Source organism: Sphingobacterium sp. UBA1897, from assembly GCF_002337775.1.
Lineage (GTDB): Bacteria > Bacteroidota > Bacteroidia > Sphingobacteriales > Sphingobacteriaceae > Sphingobacterium > Sphingobacterium siyangense.
On sequence record NZ_DDGR01000023.1, the window covers coordinates 320,895 to 343,408 of the forward strand.

Sequence of the window (22,514 nt, forward strand, 5' to 3'; positions counted from 1 at the left end):
GCTTAATACAAAATTAATTCTTGTAAATATCATAAATACAGCTGTTTATGTGGTTTTTCGTAAGTGGCGGGTTCTTCTTTATCGAGGAAGACGATCGGTAGTTAATGAAATATCAATTTCGTATCAAATAACAAAAATTGATTACATGATATGAAAAGAACGTTACTCTTTTTGATTGTGTTGATGCCTTTTTTTTTACAGGCACAACAGATTACGGGATTAGTTACTTCAACGACTGATGAAGTCTTGCCCGGGGCAACAGTGCAAGTTGGAAAGCTGGCGGCACAAACCAATTTAGATGGTAGATTTACATTGATTTTAAAAGAAAAGGGACGTATTAAGCTTTCTATTTTCTATACCGGCTATCAGGTGTTCACACTTGATACAATAGTTTCCCATGAAGGGATCCATTTAGGGAACATTAAATTGGTACCTTCCAACAATAGCCTCGGTGAAGTTGTTGTTGTTGGTTCTTCTGCGGGCTCTCAACTTAAAGCATTGAACATCAAGAAAGGGGCAAATGCCATTATGGAAGTGTTAGCGGCAGATGCCATTGGTAAACTGCCCGATCGGAATGCTGCCGAAGCTGTACAACGTATTCAAGGGGTATCAATTGAGCGGGATCAAGGGGAGGGACGCTATGTTTCTGTACGGGGGACACCAATCCAGTGGAGTGCTTCGTTGTTAAATGGAAATAGACTTCCTTCAGCTAGTCTTGATTATGCAGATAGAAGAATTCAGATGGATATATTTCCTTCGGAAATGATTCAATATGTACAATTGTCAAAAGCTATTACTCCTGATATGGAAGGAGATGCTATTGGTGGATCCATCAATTTTATTACCAAGGCTGCCCCTCTTAAACGTACGCTCAACATCAATGCTGCCAGTGGGTATAATGGACAATCTCAACGAGGCTCATATAATGGTTCTGTCCTTTTTGGAGATCGTGTTGCGAAGGGTAAATTAGGGTACATTCTTTCTGCAGTAATCTGGGACCGAACAGCTGCCCAGGATCGATACAATCTAAACTATGATTTTGGAAACAGCAATAAGACTCAAGCTTTTTCCATTACAGATCTTCAATTGCGTGATTATATTGCCCACAGACGTACTGTTGGGTTTAATGGAGGGCTGGAATATGCCTTCAACGAGAAACACAAAATTATGGTCAAGGGCTTGTATAGTGAATATCTAGATGCGCAACGCGTACGGGAAAACTACTTCTATTTTAATACCAAGACAGCAACAATTACAACAAGGACGGCAGATTATCATACAAATCTGTATTCCGGAGAGCTGAGCGGACAATCCGTTTTTTCAGAAAAATTAGGCTTGGACTGGGCAATTAGCATGGATCGATCTTCATTCAAATTTAAGAATCCCGATTACTACCCGATGGCTACTTTCTCCCAGAAGGTTTCCTACGAAGACATGGCTACAGATGGAAAGAAATACTTGGCGATGGATTCACCTGATGGAGTAGGGGATAATATTGATCGGATCCTACCACATCTTTCACCGTCCTCTCCAATTAGTGCCGAGGCTATGAAGTTGACACAAGTCGTCAATATTAGGAGTAAAAACAAGGAGAGCAACAAACGTGCTGGCGTCAATTTAAAATATACGCCGAGCAATTCATTGACTGTTAAATTTGGCGGCAAATATATTCACAAAGACAAGAAAGTAGAAAACCCGTATAGTATTTATGTAGCCGGTGTTTCAGGACCTGCCCCGACCTTAGCTAGTTTAGGGACTGAACCTTATCCGTATCGTGGGGGTTTTTTGACCGAAATAGGATCACCTTATGACAATGAACTCATTGACCAGATTTCTATGGAATCCGTAAAGCAGCTGGCTTCACCAGCAGGAATTGCTGGTAACAAGTTGTATCCCTTCCGAGTTGATTCCGCTACAAATGCCTCTGGAGCGGCCAACTATTACAGTGGAAGGGAAAATGTCTACGCTATTTATGGCTCCGCGGAGTACAAACTGACTGAGCAGTTTACCCTTATTGCTGGTGTACGGAACGAATATAACAAAGTCACTTTTTCGGGGAACAAAGTGTCTACGCTTGCCGATAAATCTACTCATGTCGAAGCTATCAATCAGGACAATAGCTATAATGCCTTTCTGCCTATGTTGCATGTGAAGATAAATGCGACAAAAAACGATATTATTAGACTTGCATTTACGCGAAGTTTTGCGCGCCCCGATTTTGGGAATCTCAATCCAGGTACAGTTCAGGATGATATCAACCGTATGATCACACGCGGAAATCCTAATTTGAAACCCACTTTTGCCAGCAACTTTGATCTGATGGTTGAGCATTATTTCGGTGGAATAGGGATGGTCTCAGCAGGCGCATTTTATAAAAAGCTTTCCAACTTGATTTATTCCAATCAGTCTACACAAAATATCAATGGCATTATGTTCAATGTCAACGAACCGGATAACCTCCAAAATGCTTGGCTCGCAGGCTTCGAAGCCGGCATATCAAAGCGGTTTACCGATTTGCCCGGAATATGGAAGGGATTTGGAATCGATGCAAATTATACGTTTACAGATTCAAAAGCTACAGTTCCGCGCTTTGACAATGGAAAATTAATAGAAGATAAAAGTGTGATTCCTAAACAGGCCAAGCATCTTTTCAACGTTTCTCTAATCTATGAAAATAGCAAATTTATGGCTCGTATTGCAGGGAATTATAAAGGGAAATACCTTGATGCTATTCGGCAAATAGCTGGACCTGAGCATTATCGATGGTATTCGAGTAATTTTTCGGTAGACTTTTCTTCTTCTTATGCTATTAACGCCAAGTTTAGGCTATTTGCCGAACTAAACAATATTACTGGTGCCCCAGTACGCTATTACCATGGTGTATACGATCGTGCTGAGCAGGCTGAATGGTATTCAGTCCGTGGTCAAATTGGTATCAGTGCAAAACTTTTTTAAATGACAACAATAATGAAATTGAAACAAATCACTTTAACCGCAATGTCCCTGTTTGTAGTGGGCATTGGAACAAGCTTTGGCCAACAAACCGAACTGGCAGAACTGGATCAACTAAAGATCAATCAGATTCAAGTCCTGGGGACACACAATAGTTACGCCAGACCCGTGGATCCACGTCTTTCGGCTTATGCAGACCCTATTTTTTCAAAGATGATGGAGAAGATGTCAACGTTATTCCCTCCAGATAAACTTAATTCCTTTAAGGAGTTTCACCCCAATGCGATGTCTATGAGTGAAGGATTAAAATACGACCATCCACCTTTTGATGTGCAACTAGATAGTGGAATCCGTAGTTTAGAAATGGATGTATATTATGACCCTACTGGCCATCGCTTTGATAAACCTGCAGGCTATGAACTCCTAAATAAAATGGGAGTTTCGGATCTCGCTCCATATCAAAAAGAGGATTTGGAAAAACCTGGTTTCAAGATGCTTCATATTGCTGATTTTGATTTTCGATCACATTATGCAACATTCAGTGCCGGTCTTGCAGCGCTGCGAGACTGGTCCGAACAGCATCCCCAACATCTCCCCATATTTATTATGGTCGAAGCCAAAGACAAGGGGATCCCGATTTTTCCTAATAGTGCTGAGGTACTTCCATTTGATGATAAAGCTTTTGACCAGCTGGATGCCGAAGTTGTTGCGGTATTGGGAAGAGAAAAGCTCATTACACCTGACGATGTACGTGGAAATTACAGTACTTTACGTGAAGCAATACGTTCTGGTCATTGGCCCACTGTTAAAGCCTCTCGCGGTAAATTTGTCTTCCTGCTGCTGCCAGCAACAGCAGGAATGAACCTTGAATCTGCCTATGTTAAAGATAAACCTAATCTTGAGAAGCGTATCATGTTTGTCCAGTCGGAACCCAATGATAGTTTTGCTTCTTTTATACTATTGGACAATGCTTTGGTTCGTCAGGAAGAAATCCAACGTTTGGTGAGGGAGGGGTATATCGTACGTAGTAGGTCTGATATTGAAACCTACGAAGCAAAAATAAATGATTACAGTAGGGCTAATGCTGCTTTCAGTAGTGGAGCTCAGATCATTTCCACAGATTTTTTTAGACCTGGAAATGGTTATAATACTTCTTATTATGTAAGGCTGCCCAATAGTAAGGTGGCCCGTCGGAATCCTGTAAATAGCATGATGAAAAAATCTAAGGACATGGTATCTACAAAACGTTAGGTCTATTGGTCGCTATTGCAAATACACTTGAATAAATTGAACAAGTAAGGTCACTCTCAAAAGTTTTTCGAATGATCTTACTTGTTCATACAGGATTTTTCAGAAATTGAAATAATCTGAACGGTTGTTTTTCTCTTAAAAAACTCCATTTTTGTGCCTTTTTCTTTCCTTAACCTCTTTTACTTCTTTGGTTTAGGTAGTTCCTTAATCCATATATTCTTAAAATCTACAGGTTGACCTTCACTCTGTAATGCAATAAATCCACTGCTGAGCAACTTACCATCGATCTTAATTTTAGGGTCATATCCATTGGCTGTTCCACCTCCAATCTGAGGTCTTGAATATTCTAGTACGGTATCTCCGTTAATGATATGTTTGATTAACGAATCTCCTAATACAATCAACTCCCCTTTAACCCATTGATCACCATCATAGGTCTTCGAAGTAGAATTTAAACAATGTGAGGAAGCTATTTTGCCCTGATAGACGACATTGGTTCCAGGAGAACACATATTGCCTGTAGGGCGGGGCTGGCCATCGCTTAGTCCTCCCAAAAGTTGCATTTCGACAGAAATGGGCCAATCCTGTTCTTTCAGCATTGTTCTGGGATCCTGCGAATGAAACATAACGCCGCTATTACGAAGTGTATAGGAGGGGGCACCTTTATGGAGCTCGCCTACAAATCGATATTCAAATTTTAAATGATAATAAGAAAAGGGTGTTTTATAATATAAATGGCCAAATTGATCATTAAAATCATCATACTGATCATATCTGACCTTAATTATTCCATCTTCAACTCGAAAAGTATTTCCGTAGTTCACACCAACATCATGATGATGAATTTTGACAAACCAATCATTGATGTCCTTTCCATCAAACAAGGATTTCCAGCCATTATTATCGCCCTGACCTTTCATTCCTGTGCATCCTGTAAAAATAAGACCGATAGCTACTATTGAATAGATAATTCTTTGCATTGAAGTGATATTTGGTTTAAAATTGGATAGCAAGATACGATATATTCCATTAAACTTTACAGTCTAAGAAATATCGTGGACATCCGTAACTCATTGCCGTTAAGCGCTGGCTAGATCATAATAAGACAATTTAAACGACGAATCAGTATATATCAAGCAAGTTTCGCTTCTCTTGTTAATTTACTTTTGTCAAGGTATAGTTCACTACTGAACAGGTCTGTCAATACTTTTTCAATCTCGATTTTATTGCATGTAGTAGGGTTTCGTCTCGATTTTAAATAATTTTCCGCTGTCATTTTTTTTGCCAATTGTCCTACCGTCTGCAAGCCAAGCACCTTACCGGTTTTGTGTGCAATCCAAAGCGAAGTGTGCGAAAACACAAGGCCTGTGAGTCCAATTGGCCAATTAAAGTAAATACCAGCTAAGGAAGCAACATAAAAAATCGCAAGTAATAGGGTCAGCCAAAAGGGAGGGCGTAGGATATCAAGTTTAAAGCCTAAATGTCTTTCGAGTTTTTCTACCCTTAACCGCCGACCATTTTTTGGGAAAATATCCGCAAGTGCAGCGTTTATCGTGATCGTTTTATGATCGATTTGAGCTGTCGAAGCTATTGCCTCACGTAGCTTATAAAAAGCCTGCTGATTTGTACAGTCGCTAGAATGATCAAGTTGGATCTTATTTGTGATATGATCGCAGAGCTCACCAAACGTTGAGATATGCATAAGTTCTGTGCCCCTAAACTTAATGTCAAATGATTTTTCGACTTTAACGAGTACATCGCCAATATCGTCTGGGTCTATATTTTGAAGTTCACAGTCTGTTATCGCATTCATAGTATGAATTCGTTAAGTTATACGAATATACTGAAAATGTTTCTCCAGGTCCTGTGCGGGTAGAAAGAAATTGTCGTAATCTAAGCGTAAGTTCATGATGGTTACGATTTAATTTGTGATAAGTCAATGCCAAATGCTGTCAATTGGGATTCTCCAAGTTCAGTAATATAGAGGTTTCTATCGCTGGGATCTGTTTTTGCTAGCCAACCTTTTGCTATTAACACCTCCAGTAAGAGCTGGCCGAGTTTTCCGCCGATATGTTCGTAACATAATTTTGCGGACTTCACTTTATCGTAGTTTTTCATTTTCGTCTGTTATGGGCTTAGTTTTTGATTTATAGTTTCTTAGCTGTAAAATTATGAAAATGAAAAGGGACGCAAAATGATCAAAATCATCTATTCAAGTGGCTATTTGACACAATGTAGCGTGTTATTCTTTTAGATTAAAAAAACAAAATGTACCTAAATTTGGTATCTAAAACAGGGATTTTATAATTTATGAAAAAAGAACAGGATAAAGAGCAGCAGGTAAGCAGTTTGTTTATACGATTTAAAACTCAATTAGAAGACTCTGCTTATGTAAACGTCGATTTTTTGGTTCTTCTAGTGGATATCATTCGTCCCAAGCATACCAATCTGCTTTATCAGATCGATATTCAATTTTTACTGGATTATCTCCATGCCGCACCCGAGGAGCTGGAATGCTTTCAGCTTTATTTAAAAAGAATTCTGGCCAGGAAAGATTTTGATCAGTTGATTTCAGATACAGGAATTATCAGCTATGCGGATTTTTTTTATGAACTTAAAAAAAGGATCACCGAGCGATACTTACCTTTTCAGCCACCCAAGTCTACTTTGCAATATATATTAAATCAGGTTTTTTACAAACCTCGTGATGCCGATTGGATTGTTACGGTTTCGCAAGAGCAGGTCGATGAACTGTTTCGTTTATGTCGATTCGAAACAATTTATGATGATGAAACTGGTTTTGGAATGATCGAAATATTGTATGGATTGGAACTGTTGGTTCAACGTATTACGGGACGTGCAATGGAAACGGATGTAAACAAGATGGTGCCTGAGTTTCAAAATTTTGATAGTCCATTTATAGCCATTATGCGGGAATTTACCGAATTGAATGATCGTATTTTGCAATCGGATAATAAGTTTATCTCCTCGGATGATCTGTCTTATAAACAAATTTTGGTACTTCATAAGCAATGCGAATCGTATATTGAAACTGCCTTCGATAATTCACATCGCTTCGGAATTTCCATAAAGGTTAATCAATCACTTTTGCGCATGCGGCAACAACTTGAAAGGATCCGAGAAATCTTGCTTTTTTTAGTGATTGATAATCCGAAGGAAAAAAAGGAAAAGACTATCGCACTAACAATGACCCTGATTGGATACAATTCCCGAAAAAGCAATATTCGCAAATTGGTAGGGCAAAGTACACAGCTTTTAGCGTACGAGATTACTCATCATACTGCTCAGACTGGAGAACATTATATTACTTCAAGTCGGCAGGAATATTGGAAAATGTTCCGTTCTGCCTGCGGTGGAGGACTTATTGTAGGCGTAATGTGTATCGTTAAATTATTGTTAGGTAAGGTTCACAGCAGTGAGTTTGGTCATGCATTTTTATATAGCCTGAATTATGCTGTTGGCTTTACGTTAATTTATCTTTTTGGTGCTACCTTAGCCACCAAACAACCAGCAATGACTGCTTCCGCATTGGTCAACGCAATTGAGCAGGGGATTGCCGAACAGGGGACCAACAAACATCGGTATTGGATATTTGCTGAATTATTTGCGCGATTATTTCGGTCTCAGTTTATTGCTTTTGTCGGTAATGTTTTGATGGCTTTTCCGATGAGTCTTTTTCTTGTTTGGGTGATTCAACAATTGTTTCAGGTCAATATTGCGAGTGGCAAGTGGTTGCATCTGGTCAATGATCTCAATCCGATAAAAACGCCCTTGGTTTTGCATGCCTCTATTGCAGGTGTTTTTTTATTTCTTTCCGGTATTATTGCCGGTAGTATTTCAAATCGGGACAAGCATAACTCGGTATATTATCGTATTCAGGAACACCCCATGTTGAAAAAGATATTTGGAAAAGCAAAAACAAACAAAATAGCTTCGTTTTATGAAAAAAAATGGGCAGGAATCGTGTCTAACGTGTGGTTCGGGATATTTATGGGTTCAACAGCTTCCATCGGACTTTTTTTAGGTTTAAATCTTGACATTAGGCATATTACATTTGCCAGTGGAAATTTGGCTTTGGGCTTATTTGGTCATGGGATGGAGCTCTCTACCGACATATGGGTTTGGGGCATTTTAGGGATTGGAATTATTGGGTTCTTTAATTTTATGGTCAGCTTTTCGCTATCCTTGATGTTAGCCTTCCGCTCGCGAAATCTATCGTCGAAAGAATTGATTAAAATGGGAAAGGCTGTTTGGATCTATTTTAAAATAAATCCAAAGCTGTTTTTCTTCCCACCTCGAAAAGGTTAAGGGGCTTAATATTATCGTTGACTGCAATGTTTCGATACCGAGAGGTATATGTCCCCAGGTAAATATCCCACGTAAAGATTTAGGATCATTTTGCTATGATCTAAACATTGATGTCACCAGAAAGGTCGGGTTTATCTTCGTTATCTTTTTCTTTCTGTTCAGCCTGTGCTTCCTCCTTGTTATGGGTGCGATCGTCTTTGAGACCAGATAGATTGGTGTTAGGGCCCTCGTCTTCTTCTTTAGAAGCTTCCTCTTCCTGTGACTCGGACAAGTCTGGGCTTGGCTCACGTGGATCCGGATTTGGGATAGCAGTCATGAGAAGGGCCACCATGCCTAGTTTATTATTTATGTTTTTTGATCTGTTCATTTTAACTCTTTTTTTAAAGAGAACATTTTTCGAACCATTATCGTTGGCTGAAATCGTATCTTATTTATTGCCTGTAATAATTTCAACTATACCTTCCAGCAAGTTAAGCTTCAATTGTTGGCCGAAGTAACTCTTGCGCTCATCATCGATGTGTATTTCTTTGCCTTTCCATTCCATCGCTAATCGACTAGCCCGGATAGGTATTATTTTAAATTCGACGTTGGTTCCATTCAATAGTCCATCGATATAGCTTATAAGTTCCTGACGTTGATCGGCAGTGACAATGATGATATCAAACTGTCCATCTCCAGGATCAGCATCAGCAGCAAGCACTAGCCTCGGTCCGATGCTTGATATATTCATGATCTCAACTAGTATGCACTCTTTTTCATAGTTATTTCCAGCTACCGTAAGTTTCAGTGTGGTAGCGGGGAATGTTTCCACCAGCTTGCGGAGCTGTCTTAGTGCAGTTTTGATTTCATCTTCCGCACTAAGATCTTCGGTGTTTTTTTTATCCATTTTTTTCATTAGTGTAGGAAATACCCCAAAACCGATAGATTCAATAAAATATAGAGGTTTTCTTTCTAACCCTATGACCATCCCTACATCGAATTTTTTAAGTATAGCGCTTCTCCACAGACCGATAGCTTTTTCAGAGTCTAGAGGAATACCAAGAGAGATAGCAATATTGTTTGCCGTGCCTTGTGGTAATATAGCGATCGGCCTCTTAAATCTTAGCTTTTTTTCCAGTAGACCCATAACGGTCATTCTTATAGTGCCATCACCGCCAGCCAAGGCGATGATATCCGTCTGTGCGTCGATCTTTTTGACAGCATCTTTTTTTGTTACTACAGTGCAATTGTGGCCAAGATCTTCAATCAATTGACATAGTTCATCTTTATCTCCATTCGAGTCATCCCCAGCAGCAGGATTGTGTACTAACCTTATGTTTTTGCCATGTTCTTTCATAACAGCAGAACAAAGCATGCTTGAGATTGGTTTTCATAGAAAAGGACAGCTATGAATATACTTATCACCAATGACGATGGTATCTATTCACCGGGGATTGCGGCACTGGCACAGATGGCGAAAGAGTTTGGGACGGTTAAGATTGTTGCACCCGATGTTGAGCAGTCGTCAATGGGGCATGCTATTACGCATTCTCGGCCCCTAAGCTATCGGCATGCGCCTGTTACTTTTGAGGATATTGATGCCTATAGGGTCAATGGCACACCGGCAGACTGTGTAGCCTTGGGTTTGCATATGTTTCCAGATACGCAGGTTGTACTTTCTGGTATTAATATGGGGCCAAACTTAGGCAATTCAATGTGGCACTCAGGAACATTGGCTGCAGCAAAGCAAGCCACATTGCTCGGGATTACTGGTATAGCATTGAGTACACCTGTTGGAAAGACAGAACCTGATTTTGAAGGGCTATCTCGGTGGACAATCGAGGTACTCAAGATATTACTGAAAAATAAGGGTCCTGCTCTTTATAATGTGAATTTTCCACCCAAACCCGAAGGGGTTTCCTGGACAAGACAATCAGTACGTTTATATGATGGCAGTGTGGTTCCTGGACAGGATCCCATGGGAAGGAAAAACTATTGGATTACAGTGGTGCCATTAGAACCAGCTGAAAAGGGGACTGATCGCTGGGCAGTAGAACACAATTTGGTCTCTATTACGCCTTTACGTCTTGATCTTACTGCACATGATGAACTTGCGGCAAGGCAGACAAGCGAACATAAATAATAGCAAGTAATAAAACACTACAAGATGGTAACAGCCGAAAATTTAATACAAAAGAAAAAATTCCGTCCCGCCAATAAAGCTGGATTTGGGGGAGTGGCATTGGGAAATGGATTTCAGCACAACTCAGATATTGAATGCTTAAAGGCAGTCGAAGCCGCCTGGAATGCAGGGATACGATTGTTTGACACCTCGCCATGGTATGGTTTGGGTATCAGTGAACGTAGAATGGGCTTATTTTTAAAAGATCAGCCTAGAGAAAGTTTTACGTTGTCAACAAAAGTGGGCCGATTATTGTTGCCACGGGAGGATTTTAAAATGGAACAATCGTTATGGAAAGGAAAATTAAATTTTGCTTACCAATATGATTATAGCGCCTCAGGAGTGAGAAGAAGTATCGAAGATAGTCTACAGCGCTTGGGATTATCTTCCATTGATGTTGTATTTATTCATGACCTTTCACCTGACAATGGGGATATGAAAGACAGCTATACACATTATTTTGAGCAAGCTATTCATGGAGCAATGCCCGAATTGACTAAGATGCGAGAAGAAGGAGTTATTAAAGGTTGGGGACTTGGAGTCAATACCGTTGCGCCTATCTTAAAGACATTGGAAGTTGCTGATCCAGATATTTTTCTTTCGGCCTGCCAGTATTCATTGATAAAACATGACGATGAACTGAATCAGGTTTTCCCCAAAGTTGCTGAAAGAGATATTTCCATTATTGTAGGAGCTCCATTATGTGCTGGATTTTTATCGGGTAAAGACCGTTATCTCTATGATGGGAAGTTTCCTGCCGGTGTTAAAGAAAAGCTAAATGCTTTGCAACAGGTCGCGGAAAATCATGCTGTGGATCTCCGTACAGCAGCATTGCAATTTGCAGCCGCTCCCGAAACAGTGTCCGGTGTTATACCCGGAGCACATACCGCTGAGCAGGCCGTGCAAAATGCACATTCCTTTAAGGCCAAGATTCCCGCCGACTTTTGGAAAGAGTTAAAACATGATAAACTTATTGAAGAACACGCACCGGTACCCAATACCTAAGATACCTGATAAGATTAAGGGTGTGATTAGCGCACCCTTTTTCTCTTGAATAAAGTATCTCAGCGAAAACTAATTCTCGTTGAAATCATTGTCCATACTTTATTATTGAACAACTGTAGTTGAATTTATGGGGATCATTAGTTTAAAAGTAATTTTATTGTCTTTTAAATTTACGACTATTTTTCCCTTATGAATTTTTACTATTTCACTCACAATAAATAATCCTAATCCGAGCCCATTACTATTGACTCCTTTTACGAAAGGCTTAAATAGATCTGTAAGATCTGAATATTGAGGATAGGCGACCTCATTTGTAACACTAAAAATTAAATTTTCTTTTTGAATGCATGCATTTATTTCGATATTTTCATGAGGATTACCATGTTTTATAGCATTTCCAATTAAATTAGCGAAAGCCCGCCCCATTTTCTGATGATCACAAGGTACATCAACTGGAAGGTTGATGTTGGCGATTAGTGCCCTATTGTGTAATACTTCAAATTCCGATAAGATTTGCTTAATCAATGAATCCATGCGGTAATGATCATTAATTCTAATTAGCCTGTCTTGAAGACGGATACTACTGAAATCTAAAATATCATCTATCACACCTTTTACCCGTGATGAAGCCTCCTCTATTTTCTTTATTAAGTTTTTTTGGCTTTCATCTTTAATGTTTGCGCCAAGATATTGCGATATCACTTTTACGATGCTGACGGGATTATTTAAGTCATGGGCCAAGGACGATAAAACGAGTTCTCTGTTTTTGGAATAACTGAGTTCCTGTTCTAACTTTCTTCTCGTATTTCTACGTTCAATTGCAGTTTTAAAATCTATTGCAATCAAATCACTGCAAACAGGGAGCAACGTCTCCAATTTAATTGGGTCGAAGTGTACAGGTTCCGCATTCATGAAACTCAAGTGTCCAACAATAGAATTATTTTTGTTAATAATGGGGTAAGAGATATAGCTTTTTAAACCGAATTCATGAAGAACTTGCGTCCATTCGTCTACAGAACAATGCTCGCTATCGTCAATGTAAATAGGTGAGAAACCTTTCCTTATTTCCTGATATATTTTAACGTAGTTTTCGCTGTTTTTATTGACGATCTTCTGAGAATGATAATCATAAACGCACCAATTCCCCCATTTACGGCCAATTTTCCTGCGTATCATGCCATACCTCATTTTCGTGTGGCCACATAAAGCCTCCAAAATTCTTTGACAGGAGTCGAAGTCGCTCTTCTTCGTATGCCTATCGTACCATTGATTTTGATTTAATTGGTTTGGGATTGTCATTTTTACTGCCGGTCTATTTGTTTACGAATAGCTTTGACTTACTGTTGAGGTTGGTGCACTTTAGAATTACTAATACCCTTTATTGCGCGAAATATAAATGCTATAGCTGCAATAATTAAAAGAATATGAATAAAATCTTCTGTTATGAATCCGCCCACAAAAGTAATCGCCCAAACAATCATTACGCTAATAGCTACCGAATATAATAGGTCTTCCATATAATATTATTCTTTATTGAAGAACAATATCTAAATAGAATCGTTTCGTAATTTTGTAACTTGATAAGAAAACTTACAAAAAAAGCCGTTTTACATTAGTATAACGGCTTTTTTCTTCAATTTCTACGACTTAAAACATTGATTCCCTTAGGAAAATGGTAAAAGTGATGAAAAACACATGTTATGCTGTTTTTTTTTAACGACATTTGAACATGGCTCTATTAATAACTTTGGATAATGTCTATCAATTGTATAATCTTGACCTTTCAAAAAAGACGGAAGGCATAGTTATTCTTAGTCAACGACATGGCCCTGGGAAGAAGTATACAAGTCATAGCCGTATATTTGATGGTTTATTATTAGGTTTTATGGTACAGGGATCTATGAAATCTCAAATCCATTTCTTAGAATATGACGTAAATAAAGGGGACATTGCTATTTTGCAGCCACAAGTGATGATCGACACAAAATCATTGAGTGAAGATGCTGAAATTATAACAATCGGTCTTTCATTGGATTTCATTACAGAATTTCCTGTTCTACGGGAGTTTGTAATGAACAATCAAATAAGATGGCAGCCAATTATTAGACTTCAATCGGAAGAAATTAAACTCCAAAATGAATTATTGACCCTTATACAAAACTTCTACCATAAAAAAGCAAGTCCCAATAAGACACAAATGCTACGGCATCTCGTCATGGTGCTAGTTAGTATGATTTCTGAAGTCTATTCTAAATTACCAAATAACAGAAATTTGGTAAAAAGCCGTACGCATGAGATTATCGATGAATTTTATCTGCTCGTTTCAAAGTATGCCGGGCAACAAAGAAGTGTTGTATTTTACGCTGAAAAACTACATTTAACACCTCAATATCTTTCAACTTTCCTCAAACAGAAAACTGGAAGATCGGCATTACAATGGATTGATCATATCACAATTCTACATGCTAAAACATTATTAAAATCTTCTAATTTATCAATCAAAGAAATCAGTAATGAACTTCATTTTGAAGAAACAAGCGTCTTTTGCAGATACTTCAAACGAATTGTTGGTTTGTCACCAACAACTTATCGAAACGTGTGATAGATGGTATTCGTTTAACTATCGAAGGCATTTACAGATTTTCAAGTAGAATTAGCTTTCAAATGGTACGTAAACACCATTAAATTGTCAATAGCTCCTTTTTCCGTCTGTTTAATTTTACGGCATGAAAAATACAGGAAAAAAAGCAGCTATCGGGTTTATATTTATTACCCTGTTGATTGATATTACAGGTTGGGGCATTATACTTCCAGTTGTTCCTAAACTCATTGCAGAACTTATTCATGGAGACCTTAGCGAAGCAGCAAAATATGGAGGATGGCTCGGCTTTGCTTATGCTATTACACAATTTATATGTGCGCCTATAGTGGGCAATCTCAGTGATAAATATGGTAGACGCCCAATTATCTTAATTTCTCTTTTTGGATTTGCCATCGACTATATATTATTAGCATTGGCGCCATCTATCAGTTGGCTCTTTTTGGGAAGAATTATTGCTGGGCTGACTGGGGCTAGTATTTCAACCGCTAGTGCGTACATCGCTGATATATCCACGGATGAAGATAGAACCAAAAATTTTGGTTTAATAGGCGCAGCTTTTGGTATGGGGTTTATCTTGGGCCCGGTAATCGGTGGTTTACTTGGATATTACGGCGCTCGAGTACCCTTTTATGCAGCCGCTTTATTATGCCTAGTGAATTTTCTCTATGGGCTGTTTTTCCTGCCGGAGAGTTTAGATAAGGATAAACGACGACCATTTGATTGGAAACGTGCGAATCCTATTGGAACATTTAATTTTCTGAAAAAACAATCGAAAATAGCGCGCCTTGTTGTTGCCTTGATTTTGGTCTATATCGCTCTTCACGCCGTGCAGAGTAATTGGCATTTCTTTACCATGTATAAGTTTAGTTGGACAGAACGGACGGTTGGCTTATCACTTGGGTTGCTCGGATTATTACTTGGATTGGTACAGGGATTTCTAATAAGATGGGTAAACCCTAAATTAGGCGACGAGAAAAGTGTATATTTTGGATTACTCTTTTATGCGATCGGTCTTATGCTATTCGCATTCGCTGGTGAAGGATGGATGATGTTTGTTTTCCTTATCCCATATTCCTTAGGCGGAATCTGTGGACCCGCACTGCAATCCATTATTAGCAAGAGTATTCCTTCAAATGAACAAGGTGAACTTCAGGGAGTGTTGGCAAGTTTGGTAAGTGCAACATCTATTATTGGACCTCCTGTAATGACAAACTCATTCTACTATTTTACACAGGATAAAGCGCTATTTCAATTTTCGGGAGTGCCATTTTTTCTGGGATCCATTTTAATTTGCATGAGTGGAATCATTATATATTTTGTTTTTCAACGAAATAATAACCATTAAGCAATGGGCTAGAAACATGCTGACGATGTTAAAGGTTTAGACGATGGAGGATACACCTGTTTTGCTACAGTCCATTTGTCCTTTATTTTTTCAAGGAAAGCGGAAGGTAATCTACGGGATAAACTTATGTAAAAGCGATCCCGTAGATGGTCAAACAAAATAAAAATACTTATTTGCTTTCTAGTGCGACTTCCTGTGCTTTATAATAGCTTTCTATTAAAGCTTGATAATTAGGCATCACCAAGGAAAGTGCATGTGCATATTTCGCAGCGTCAGTATGTTTCCAACTTTTTAATATTTCGCTAATTACAGCTGTGGTCGTAATGGGGATAACGCCTGCCAACTGTAATCGAGAAATTGTTACTTGTGTCGATAATGGGCTCATATCACCTGAAGCGTCAATGACAGCAAAAACTTCATAACCTTCGGAAATTGCTGAAATGGCAGGAAACGCCACACAAACACTTGTTAATACACCCGCAATAACCAATTTTTTCTTACCAGTTGCTTTGACAGCTTCAACAAATGCTGGAGTATCCCAGGCATTTACCTCACCCGTACGTCCGACATATTGTGCATGTGATGCATTTTCGTGGATTTCTGGCATCAATGGACCATTCGGCCCCTTTGGTTCTGAAGCAGTTGTAATAACAGGAATGTTTTCAATAGCGGCGACCTGTGAAAGAGCGACTACATTACTTCTTAATGTAGGTACTTCAATATCTTTTACGGTCTGGAATAGACCACTTTGGTGATCGATCAGTAAAAATGCTACATCGTCCGCGTTGATCCTTGTTGTAAGTGCCATGATTTTAAGATTTAAAATGTTAATACTAATTTTTTAATAATGACAATGGTTCCGGTATGTCATGAAATATAACCTAGAGGAACCTGTTTTCTTTTGTTTGATAAAGTTAGGGGCTGTTGAAGCAGCAAAAAATGGAGTACAACAAGCGTAAAACATAATGTACATTAAGGTTCATTTCTGCTATTATCATTATTGCATTCTAAAAGAATAATCGCTCGAGATATTTGATCGCTTATTATTCTAAATTTTTAGCTTTAAGTATTTCCCAACTTTACTATATTTGCCGTTAATAATAATTAGTCTAAATAGTAATTATCTCTTTTTCAGAACAGGCTTTCCCGGATAGAAAGGTTTGGAAATAAACAGATATCAATATGCGGACAGGACGAGTGATTTTTTAAATACCTTCAACACGTGAAAACAACAAGATCTTGGTTTATTACCCAAAAAACAACATTAGCGAGCAGTCTATTGGTTTTAAGTTTTTCCATAATTCCAGCAATAAGTTTTTCAAGGGAAAGACCGATTGCTGTTAAGAAAAATGGTAATGATCAAGAATCGGGGACAATTAAGGGCAAGGTGAAAAATTCAGAAGGGAAAGGTTTGTCCAATGTGTATGTCAATATTGACGGGATAAATAGCGCCAAGACTGATCATGAAGGGAATTTTATTTTTTCAAAGATTCCTAAAGGAATTCACTCCATGACCGTAAAGCATATTGGTTTTCAGGAAATCAAATCGCAGATCGCACTGGAAAGGGAAACCCTCGAGCTCCCAGACTTTGTCATGGAGCAAACAAGTAATCATTTGAATGAAGTTGTCGTAACGGCGAGCCGACTGGCTGAAAGTATTGACGAAGTGCCATCATCAATTACCTATATTGGAGGTAAGACTTTAGAAGATCAACGTCTGATAAATGACAACCTACCCAATATTTTAATGCAGAAAGTGCCAAGTATCTCTCCCAGTGAGGAAAGCCAAAACAATTTCATTGCTAAAATACGTGGTCGGAATTTTTTGGTACTTATTGATGGAATTCCACAATCTACTCCTTTAAGAAATGGCGGAAGAGATATGAAGACGATAGACGCTAGCGCAATTGACCATATTGAGGTCATCAATGGTGCTTCTGCAATGTATGGAAATGGCGCCGCCGGTGGTATAATTAATTACATAACAAAGAAGCCAAAGACAGACAGGAGCTTTCATTCTTCAACCTCTTTAAATAATTCCCTAAGCTTGGTCAAACCAGATGAAACATATGGGTATAATTTGGCACAAGTATTTTCTGGATCGAAAGACAAGTTTGATTATGTTGTGCAAGGAAAGATTGCGCGAACAGGTGTGGTACGTAGCTCCGATGGTATCATTGTAAGTCCATTTTATGGCCTGGGCGAGACAAAAAGTTATAATGCCTTGGCGAAGATTGGTTATCAGATTAACGATAATCATCGTGTTGAACTTATGGGTAACTATTATAGAAGTGTTCAGGATAGTAAATATGTCGGTACTAAGGGAGAGTTTGGTAGTAAACCTGCTATAGGGATACCTTCAGATACAGTGATTAACGGTGGGACACCTTACAATAAGGCTTTTCATGTAAAGTATGATGGTAACTTTGGTAAAACCTCAGCAAATATGAGTCTGTATTATGAAGATATGAACACGGTATTTGAAAGCTACAACCAAATATATTCTGATCATAAGGGAGCCAGACTAAATTTTAGTACGCCCTTTGATCTATCCAACAGCAATAAGGTAACTTTAATTTATGGAGTAGATTTTTTAAAGGATCACACGGTTCAAAAAACGTTGGACGATGGATTAGTGACACCCGACATGAATATGAAAAGTGGCGCCCTATACCTTCAAAGTAAGTTTAACCTGGCTGAATATTGGATCTTAAAAGGTGGTGTGCGATACGAAAACTTGGATTTCAAAGTAGGAGATCTAACAAAAGCAGGGAAAGTCACTCCTGGAGATAAGAGCAACTCAAACGCATTTGTATTCAATTTGGCGGGAAGGTATAATAAATTAAAATACCTGCAGCCCTTTGTATCATTTTCACAAGGGTACTCTATCGGCGATGTAGGACTTGTATTACGGAATGGAGTACCTTTGAGTCAAATTGATCCGAAGCCTGTAGTTGTCAATAATTTTGAGTTGGGGCTAAATGGAACCTATGCTATGTTAAGTTACCAATTGACAGGGTACTATAGCTCTTCCAAAAAGGGTAGTACTTTCGCAGAAACTTCAACGCCAGGTAATTATGAACTGATTCAAGTGCCTCAACGTATTTATGGTTTGGAATTTGTAGTCGATGTAACCCCTGTTGAATGGTTGAAGTTTGGTACTATACTCGGGTATATGGATGGTAGACAAGATTTGAAAAATGAGGGAAAATACAAGGATAAATTGGATAATTCCATTATTTCACCTTTTAAAGTAAATATCAATGCAGATTTCAAATTGACAGATCGGTGGAATGTCTATCTGCAGTATTTACATTTGGGGAAACGGGATGTGTTTCAACCTTCTGAGTATAATTATGGCAAATATCCGATTTCGGGCTATGGTCTGATGGATTTCCAAACACGCTACAAATTAAAGAATCTGGCGTTCATTTTTTCAGTTAATAATATCCTTAATAATGATTACTTTCCACTGCACGCGGAGGTGAGGGGAGCGACAAATGAAGGCCGTTATTATGTAAAAGGAAGTGGAACAATAGCGAATTTAGGTATCCAACTGGATTTGTAATACAACAATTTGATACGATTAATAGAAACAAGCCCCTGTAAGATTTTATAGGGGCTTGTTTATAGCCAGTCTTTTCCCTCTTTTTATCGCTTATACCGCTCATAATACTCTTCTATCAATTTTTTGAGTGTATTGAAATCAAGCGACAGTTGATCTGCCGAAACGGCTATTCCATTTTCGAGCACATGTTGTTGCACTTGTGGAGAGAACTGCTGCATATAATTTTCGGGATGGTGTAGCTTCAAAAAAACAAAATGGACGCCATGGGCCATTCCTGTCGAGACAGATTGAATAGCAGTCCATTTTACAGTCCCAGCTTTTATTCCTACTGGCGTACCATTATATCGAATGCCATTTGCGTTCAATATTAGGCCAGTCCGATCTTTAACAAATAGGCTTTTTACTCCGCCAATTAGACAATAACATCCTAAGCCCCCTAAGGTCAACATCAATGCTCCATGGAAAATTCTTATTTTTTCAGCGACAAAGAAAATATAGTAAGCAAATGCCAAAGCCGCTATCGTCAACAGCAAGCCAAATAGTGCTAATTTCAGACGTTTTTTGTTATCGAATTCTATGATAGTCTCATTCATAATTAACGTTCTCTTTCACATGTTTATCGGACTAAGTTAAAACAACGCTTTTCAAATTTTCATGCGAATTTCAGTTCGTATGGATTCGTTTTAAATTCGCAGTATTTTGAGGTCTATCTGTATTTAAGCTATTTTCTAAACTTAATTATATCCAGCGCTATCCTTCCACGAATCATCTTTGACGATTAACCTATTGATGGGTTAATCTATCCTCGAATCTTTTTCCAGCTTTTTGGTCTGTTTTGCGGAGAAGGTCTTTCCGAAATTGTAACTGAAACTCAATTTTGCATAGCGTGACTTCAATTTATTCACTGTTTCAATGCTAATCACATTGCCTAAAATGGAAATAGGTGCTTTTTGTAAGTTGAAAATATCCTCAATCGTCAGGGATATGTTTAGCTTGTCCCGAAGCACTTTTTGTTGTAAACCCGTCGTGATATATCCTGTTGCCCCATATTGCATTTGAAAACTATTTCTTTTCGAAGCATAAAAGCCGAATATTTGAACAGTAGTCTTTGGCAGAATATTAATAAAGGTGTTGATCGACCCACTAAAGTTGACAATCCCAGGTAACAAAATATCTTCTGTATTATTCGATCTGAAAGTCGGTCGTTGGGCCGATAAATATGTACTGACATTCACGCTGCTTCCAAATTTGTTTTGCGACATGACATAACCTCCAATTTGGTTTAGATTATAATCATTATAATAGTTAAACTCTGGACTTCCAACCTCCTCATTATATCTTGAGATATAGGTAAACATATTCTTCGAGGAGTTTCCATATAAAGAAAAGATCAGTGAGTGGTTGGTATTCCACTTATGTGAATATTGCAAATCTAGTCTATTTGCAAAATATGGCTTCAACTGTGTGTTGCCGTTGGTAAAATAGATGGGATTATTGGTCACCGCAAATGGATTGAGCATGTTATAACCTGGTCGTTCGATTCTTCTGTTCCCCGATAAAGCAATGCTGTTTTTAAGGTCCTCGAAATTATATCGTACATTAAAGTTGGGAAATGGATTAAGATAGTTGTTTTTAATCTGTTCGTCAGTTGAAAGCGATCGTAATTTATAATCGAATGATTCTAGTCGCAAGCCTACATCGAAGAAGAAGTGTTTATATTTACCACTCAGAGAAGAATAAGCAGCAAGTATATTTTCGTTATATTGAACCTTATTTTCAATATTTGCTTCTCCTTCGACGATATTTCCATCTGTGGTCAGAATCTTAAAGAAGCTTTCTGTATTTGCACGGGCATATTTTACACCAAATTTTAGATCAGTACCCTTTCCGATGTTAGCTTTGTAGTCTGTATTGAAGGTCCAGATTTCATATGGTCTCGTAATAATAAAATTTCTGCTATCATTTTCTGAGGAATTTATTTCCGTGTTAGAAAAATTATATGCCTTTCTCCAGAATGAAGTGTTATTCTCGTTCGAGTATTTAGCATAATTCAGACCGATCGAAAGCTTGTTTTTCTTTTTGAAATCTTTGTCGTAGATCAAATCGACGATATGGAAATTATTGTCTAAAAACATGAAGTCCCGCTGTTTAAGCTGCCTTTGAAATTCATTTTTCCGATTATAGATCGTGGCGTCTCGTTCATTTGGAAATTTACCATAAAAGCTGGCGTACCAATAATTAAAAGAGAGTGTACTTGTTGAATCAATATTATAAAGTGTATTGATTTTCATGGAATGTGTCTTTTGGGATCTTTCACTAACCTGCTCTTGTCTATAGAGATAACTAGAATCAGGTAAGAAATAGTTTTTTATAAGATCGTTTCGCTTATGTAAATTTTCACCATATGAAAAATTATAGCCCAATGAAATTTCAAACTTACTTTTTTTTAGATTTAAATTAAGCGATTGGTCCGTTCCCCAAAGGGTAGAAACACTTGTACTTGCCGACCCAAAGAAGCCCAAATTGGAATTTTTCTTAAGTCTGATATCTAACACACCTCCGTCTCCTGCGGAATCATATGCTGCGCCTGGACTGGTAAGCACATTAACAGACAAGACCTCGTTGCTCGGTAGAGATTTCAGGTAGTTCAATAAATCCTGACCACCCAAATTGACTTTTCGACCATTTATCAATACAGTAGCCCCCTTTCCGAGCAATTGTAATTTGCCTTCCATTTCATCAACGGTTAATCCCGGTACCTGCTTGAGCAGTTCTGCTATATTTGTACTATTGCCTAATATATTGTTTTCCGCATTAAATCTATACCCACCGGTAATTAGCTCCAAGGTAGGTCTCTTGGAAGAAACCGCAACCTCCTCAAGTTTATTGTCAATCTTATGAAGCCTTATAGTACCGATATCTATATTGCTCCCGCTCGGCGTTTCAATTCTTTTTATCTGAGGCTGAAAGCCAAGGTGGTTGATTTTTAGGTAAAATGAACGCTCACTATGGGTCAATTGGAAGCCTCCGCTTTCATTTGTCACCACTGTTTTGACAGGGGTGCTGCTACTTTGATGATCCATCAGGTATATTGAAACTAAATGAACGGGTTCTTTCGTAATAGAATCGATTACTTTGCCTGTAACAGTAAAGGTTGAATCGATGATTGAAATGGTAGTCGTGTTGCATGAAGCATGAGAGATAGCAAAAAACAAGAGATTTGGGAGAACTAGGGCAATTTTTTTTAAGATATTCATATATTTAAGTTGCTTGTACTAAAGCCTGATGACAATTGTTTGTA

General features: G+C 38.3%; 18 protein-coding genes. 8 read left to right on the top strand and 10 right to left on the bottom strand.

Going from position 1 to position 22,514, the window contains the following annotated elements; genetic code table 11:
- The first annotated feature begins 150 nt into the window (after positions 1-150).
- On the top strand, positions 151-2,955 hold the full coding sequence (locus B4N43_RS14710; protein ID WP_286735441.1) for a TonB-dependent receptor: 2,805 nt from the start codon (positions 151-153) through the stop codon (positions 2,953-2,955).
- Between the two features lie 12 nt (positions 2,956-2,967).
- On the top strand, positions 2,968-4,203 hold the full coding sequence (locus tag B4N43_RS14715; protein WP_286735442.1) for a Ca2+-dependent phosphoinositide-specific phospholipase C: 1,236 nt from the start codon (positions 2,968-2,970) through the stop codon (positions 4,201-4,203).
- Between the two features lie 179 nt (positions 4,204-4,382).
- Here B4N43_RS14715 and B4N43_RS14720 read toward each other — a convergent pair whose 3' ends face one another.
- The 3 genes from B4N43_RS14720 to B4N43_RS14730 form a co-directional block, all read right to left on the bottom strand.
- The gene (locus B4N43_RS14720; protein WP_286735443.1) at positions 4,383-5,183 is read right to left on the bottom strand and encodes a 3-keto-disaccharide hydrolase; all 801 of its coding nucleotides are present in this window, start codon (positions 5,181-5,183) and stop codon (positions 4,383-4,385) included.
- Positions 5,184-5,335: 152 nt separating this feature from the next.
- Complete coding sequence (locus B4N43_RS14725) at positions 5,336-6,016, bottom strand: hypothetical protein (RefSeq protein ID WP_286735444.1); 681 nt, start codon at positions 6,014-6,016, stop codon at positions 5,336-5,338.
- Positions 6,017-6,117: 101 nt separating this feature from the next.
- Positions 6,118-6,321 (bottom strand): ArsR family transcriptional regulator, encoded by a 204-nt coding sequence (locus B4N43_RS14730; RefSeq protein WP_088162485.1) that lies wholly within the window; start codon positions 6,319-6,321, stop codon positions 6,118-6,120.
- A gap of 192 nt (positions 6,322-6,513) precedes the next feature.
- Here B4N43_RS14730 and B4N43_RS14735 point away from each other — a divergent pair, with 192 nt between their 5' ends.
- Complete coding sequence (locus tag B4N43_RS14735; RefSeq protein ID WP_286735445.1) at positions 6,514-8,532, top strand: hypothetical protein; 2,019 nt, start codon at positions 6,514-6,516, stop codon at positions 8,530-8,532.
- A 100-nt stretch (positions 8,533-8,632) separates the two neighbouring features.
- Here B4N43_RS14735 and B4N43_RS14740 read toward each other — a convergent pair whose 3' ends face one another.
- On the bottom strand, positions 8,633-8,899 hold the full coding sequence (locus B4N43_RS14740; RefSeq protein WP_286735446.1) for a hypothetical protein: 267 nt from the start codon (positions 8,897-8,899) through the stop codon (positions 8,633-8,635).
- Positions 8,900-8,959: 60 nt separating this feature from the next.
- Entirely contained in the window at positions 8,960-9,868 is a 909-nt protein-coding gene (locus B4N43_RS14745; RefSeq protein WP_286735447.1) for a diacylglycerol/lipid kinase family protein, read from the bottom strand.
- 51 nt (positions 9,869-9,919) lie between these two features.
- Between B4N43_RS14745 and surE the strand changes: the two genes are divergently transcribed.
- Both surE and B4N43_RS14755 read left to right on the top strand, forming a co-directional pair.
- Entirely contained in the window at positions 9,920-10,654 is a 735-nt protein-coding gene (surE, locus tag B4N43_RS14750) for a 5'/3'-nucleotidase SurE (RefSeq protein ID WP_286735448.1), read from the top strand.
- Positions 10,655-10,678: 24 nt separating this feature from the next.
- Complete coding sequence (locus B4N43_RS14755) at positions 10,679-11,698, top strand: aldo/keto reductase (RefSeq protein WP_286735449.1); 1,020 nt, start codon at positions 10,679-10,681, stop codon at positions 11,696-11,698.
- A gap of 102 nt (positions 11,699-11,800) precedes the next feature.
- On the opposite strand, the gene B4N43_RS14760 is transcribed toward B4N43_RS14755, so the two are convergent.
- Positions 11,801-12,997, bottom strand: coding sequence for a GAF domain-containing sensor histidine kinase (locus tag B4N43_RS14760; RefSeq protein ID WP_286735450.1), 1,197 nt, complete (start codon positions 12,995-12,997; stop codon positions 11,801-11,803).
- Between the two features lie 38 nt (positions 12,998-13,035).
- On the bottom strand, positions 13,036-13,215 hold the full coding sequence (locus tag B4N43_RS14765; protein WP_286735451.1) for a lmo0937 family membrane protein: 180 nt from the start codon (positions 13,213-13,215) through the stop codon (positions 13,036-13,038).
- Positions 13,216-13,427: 212 nt separating this feature from the next.
- On the opposite strand from B4N43_RS14765, the gene B4N43_RS14770 reads away from it, so the two are divergent.
- Together B4N43_RS14770 and B4N43_RS14775 are read left to right on the top strand one after the other, a co-directional pair.
- The gene (locus tag B4N43_RS14770; RefSeq protein ID WP_286735452.1) at positions 13,428-14,300 is read left to right on the top strand and encodes a helix-turn-helix domain-containing protein; all 873 of its coding nucleotides are present in this window, start codon (positions 13,428-13,430) and stop codon (positions 14,298-14,300) included.
- A gap of 124 nt (positions 14,301-14,424) precedes the next feature.
- Positions 14,425-15,645 (top strand): TCR/Tet family MFS transporter, encoded by a 1,221-nt coding sequence (locus tag B4N43_RS14775; protein ID WP_286735453.1) that lies wholly within the window; start codon positions 14,425-14,427, stop codon positions 15,643-15,645.
- Between the two features lie 169 nt (positions 15,646-15,814).
- Here B4N43_RS14775 and B4N43_RS14780 read toward each other — a convergent pair whose 3' ends face one another.
- Complete coding sequence (locus B4N43_RS14780) at positions 15,815-16,453, bottom strand: isochorismatase family protein (RefSeq protein ID WP_182983732.1); 639 nt, start codon at positions 16,451-16,453, stop codon at positions 15,815-15,817.
- 414 nt (positions 16,454-16,867) lie between these two features.
- On the opposite strand from B4N43_RS14780, the gene B4N43_RS14785 reads away from it, so the two are divergent.
- Positions 16,868-19,213 (top strand): TonB-dependent receptor, encoded by a 2,346-nt coding sequence (locus B4N43_RS14785; protein ID WP_286735454.1) that lies wholly within the window; start codon positions 16,868-16,870, stop codon positions 19,211-19,213.
- Positions 19,214-19,296: 83 nt separating this feature from the next.
- Here B4N43_RS14785 and B4N43_RS14790 read toward each other — a convergent pair whose 3' ends face one another.
- A complete protein-coding gene (locus tag B4N43_RS14790; RefSeq protein ID WP_286735455.1) occupies positions 19,297-19,806 on the bottom strand; it encodes an STM3941 family protein in 510 nt (169 codons plus the stop codon).
- 201 nt (positions 19,807-20,007) lie between these two features.
- Positions 20,008-22,470 carry an outer membrane beta-barrel protein gene (locus tag B4N43_RS14795; RefSeq protein WP_286735456.1) on the bottom strand — a complete coding sequence of 821 codons (2,463 nt, stop codon included), beginning with the start codon at positions 22,468-22,470 and terminating at the stop codon, positions 20,008-20,010.
- Positions 22,471-22,514: the final 44 nt, after the last annotated feature.

Coding starts and splice junctions, on each gene's coding strand:
- B4N43_RS14710 (WP_286735441.1), top strand. CDS start 151: ATGAAAAGAACGTTACTCTTTTTGATTGTGTTGATGCCTTTTTTTTTA.
- B4N43_RS14715 (WP_286735442.1), top strand. CDS start 2,968: ATGAAATTGAAACAAATCACTTTAACCGCAATGTCCCTGTTTGTAGTG.
- B4N43_RS14720 (WP_286735443.1), bottom strand. CDS start 5,183: ATGCAAAGAATTATCTATTCAATAGTAGCTATCGGTCTTATTTTTACA.
- B4N43_RS14725 (WP_286735444.1), bottom strand. CDS start 6,016: ATGAATGCGATAACAGACTGTGAACTTCAAAATATAGACCCAGACGAT.
- B4N43_RS14730 (WP_088162485.1), bottom strand. CDS start 6,321: ATGAAAAACTACGATAAAGTGAAGTCCGCAAAATTATGTTACGAACAT.
- B4N43_RS14735 (WP_286735445.1), top strand. CDS start 6,514: ATGAAAAAAGAACAGGATAAAGAGCAGCAGGTAAGCAGTTTGTTTATA.
- B4N43_RS14740 (WP_286735446.1), bottom strand. CDS start 8,899: ATGAACAGATCAAAAAACATAAATAATAAACTAGGCATGGTGGCCCTT.
- B4N43_RS14745 (WP_286735447.1), bottom strand. CDS start 9,868: ATGAAAGAACATGGCAAAAACATAAGGTTAGTACACAATCCTGCTGCT.
- surE (WP_286735448.1), top strand. CDS start 9,920: ATGAATATACTTATCACCAATGACGATGGTATCTATTCACCGGGGATT.
- B4N43_RS14755 (WP_286735449.1), top strand. CDS start 10,679: ATGGTAACAGCCGAAAATTTAATACAAAAGAAAAAATTCCGTCCCGCC.
- B4N43_RS14760 (WP_286735450.1), bottom strand. CDS start 12,997: ATGACAATCCCAAACCAATTAAATCAAAATCAATGGTACGATAGGCAT.
- B4N43_RS14765 (WP_286735451.1), bottom strand. CDS start 13,215: ATGGAAGACCTATTATATTCGGTAGCTATTAGCGTAATGATTGTTTGG.
- B4N43_RS14770 (WP_286735452.1), top strand. CDS start 13,428: ATGGCTCTATTAATAACTTTGGATAATGTCTATCAATTGTATAATCTT.
- B4N43_RS14775 (WP_286735453.1), top strand. CDS start 14,425: ATGAAAAATACAGGAAAAAAAGCAGCTATCGGGTTTATATTTATTACC.
- B4N43_RS14780 (WP_182983732.1), bottom strand. CDS start 16,453: ATGGCACTTACAACAAGGATCAACGCGGACGATGTAGCATTTTTACTG.
- B4N43_RS14790 (WP_286735455.1), bottom strand. CDS start 19,806: ATGAATGAGACTATCATAGAATTCGATAACAAAAAACGTCTGAAATTA.
- B4N43_RS14795 (WP_286735456.1), bottom strand. CDS start 22,470: ATGAATATCTTAAAAAAAATTGCCCTAGTTCTCCCAAATCTCTTGTTT.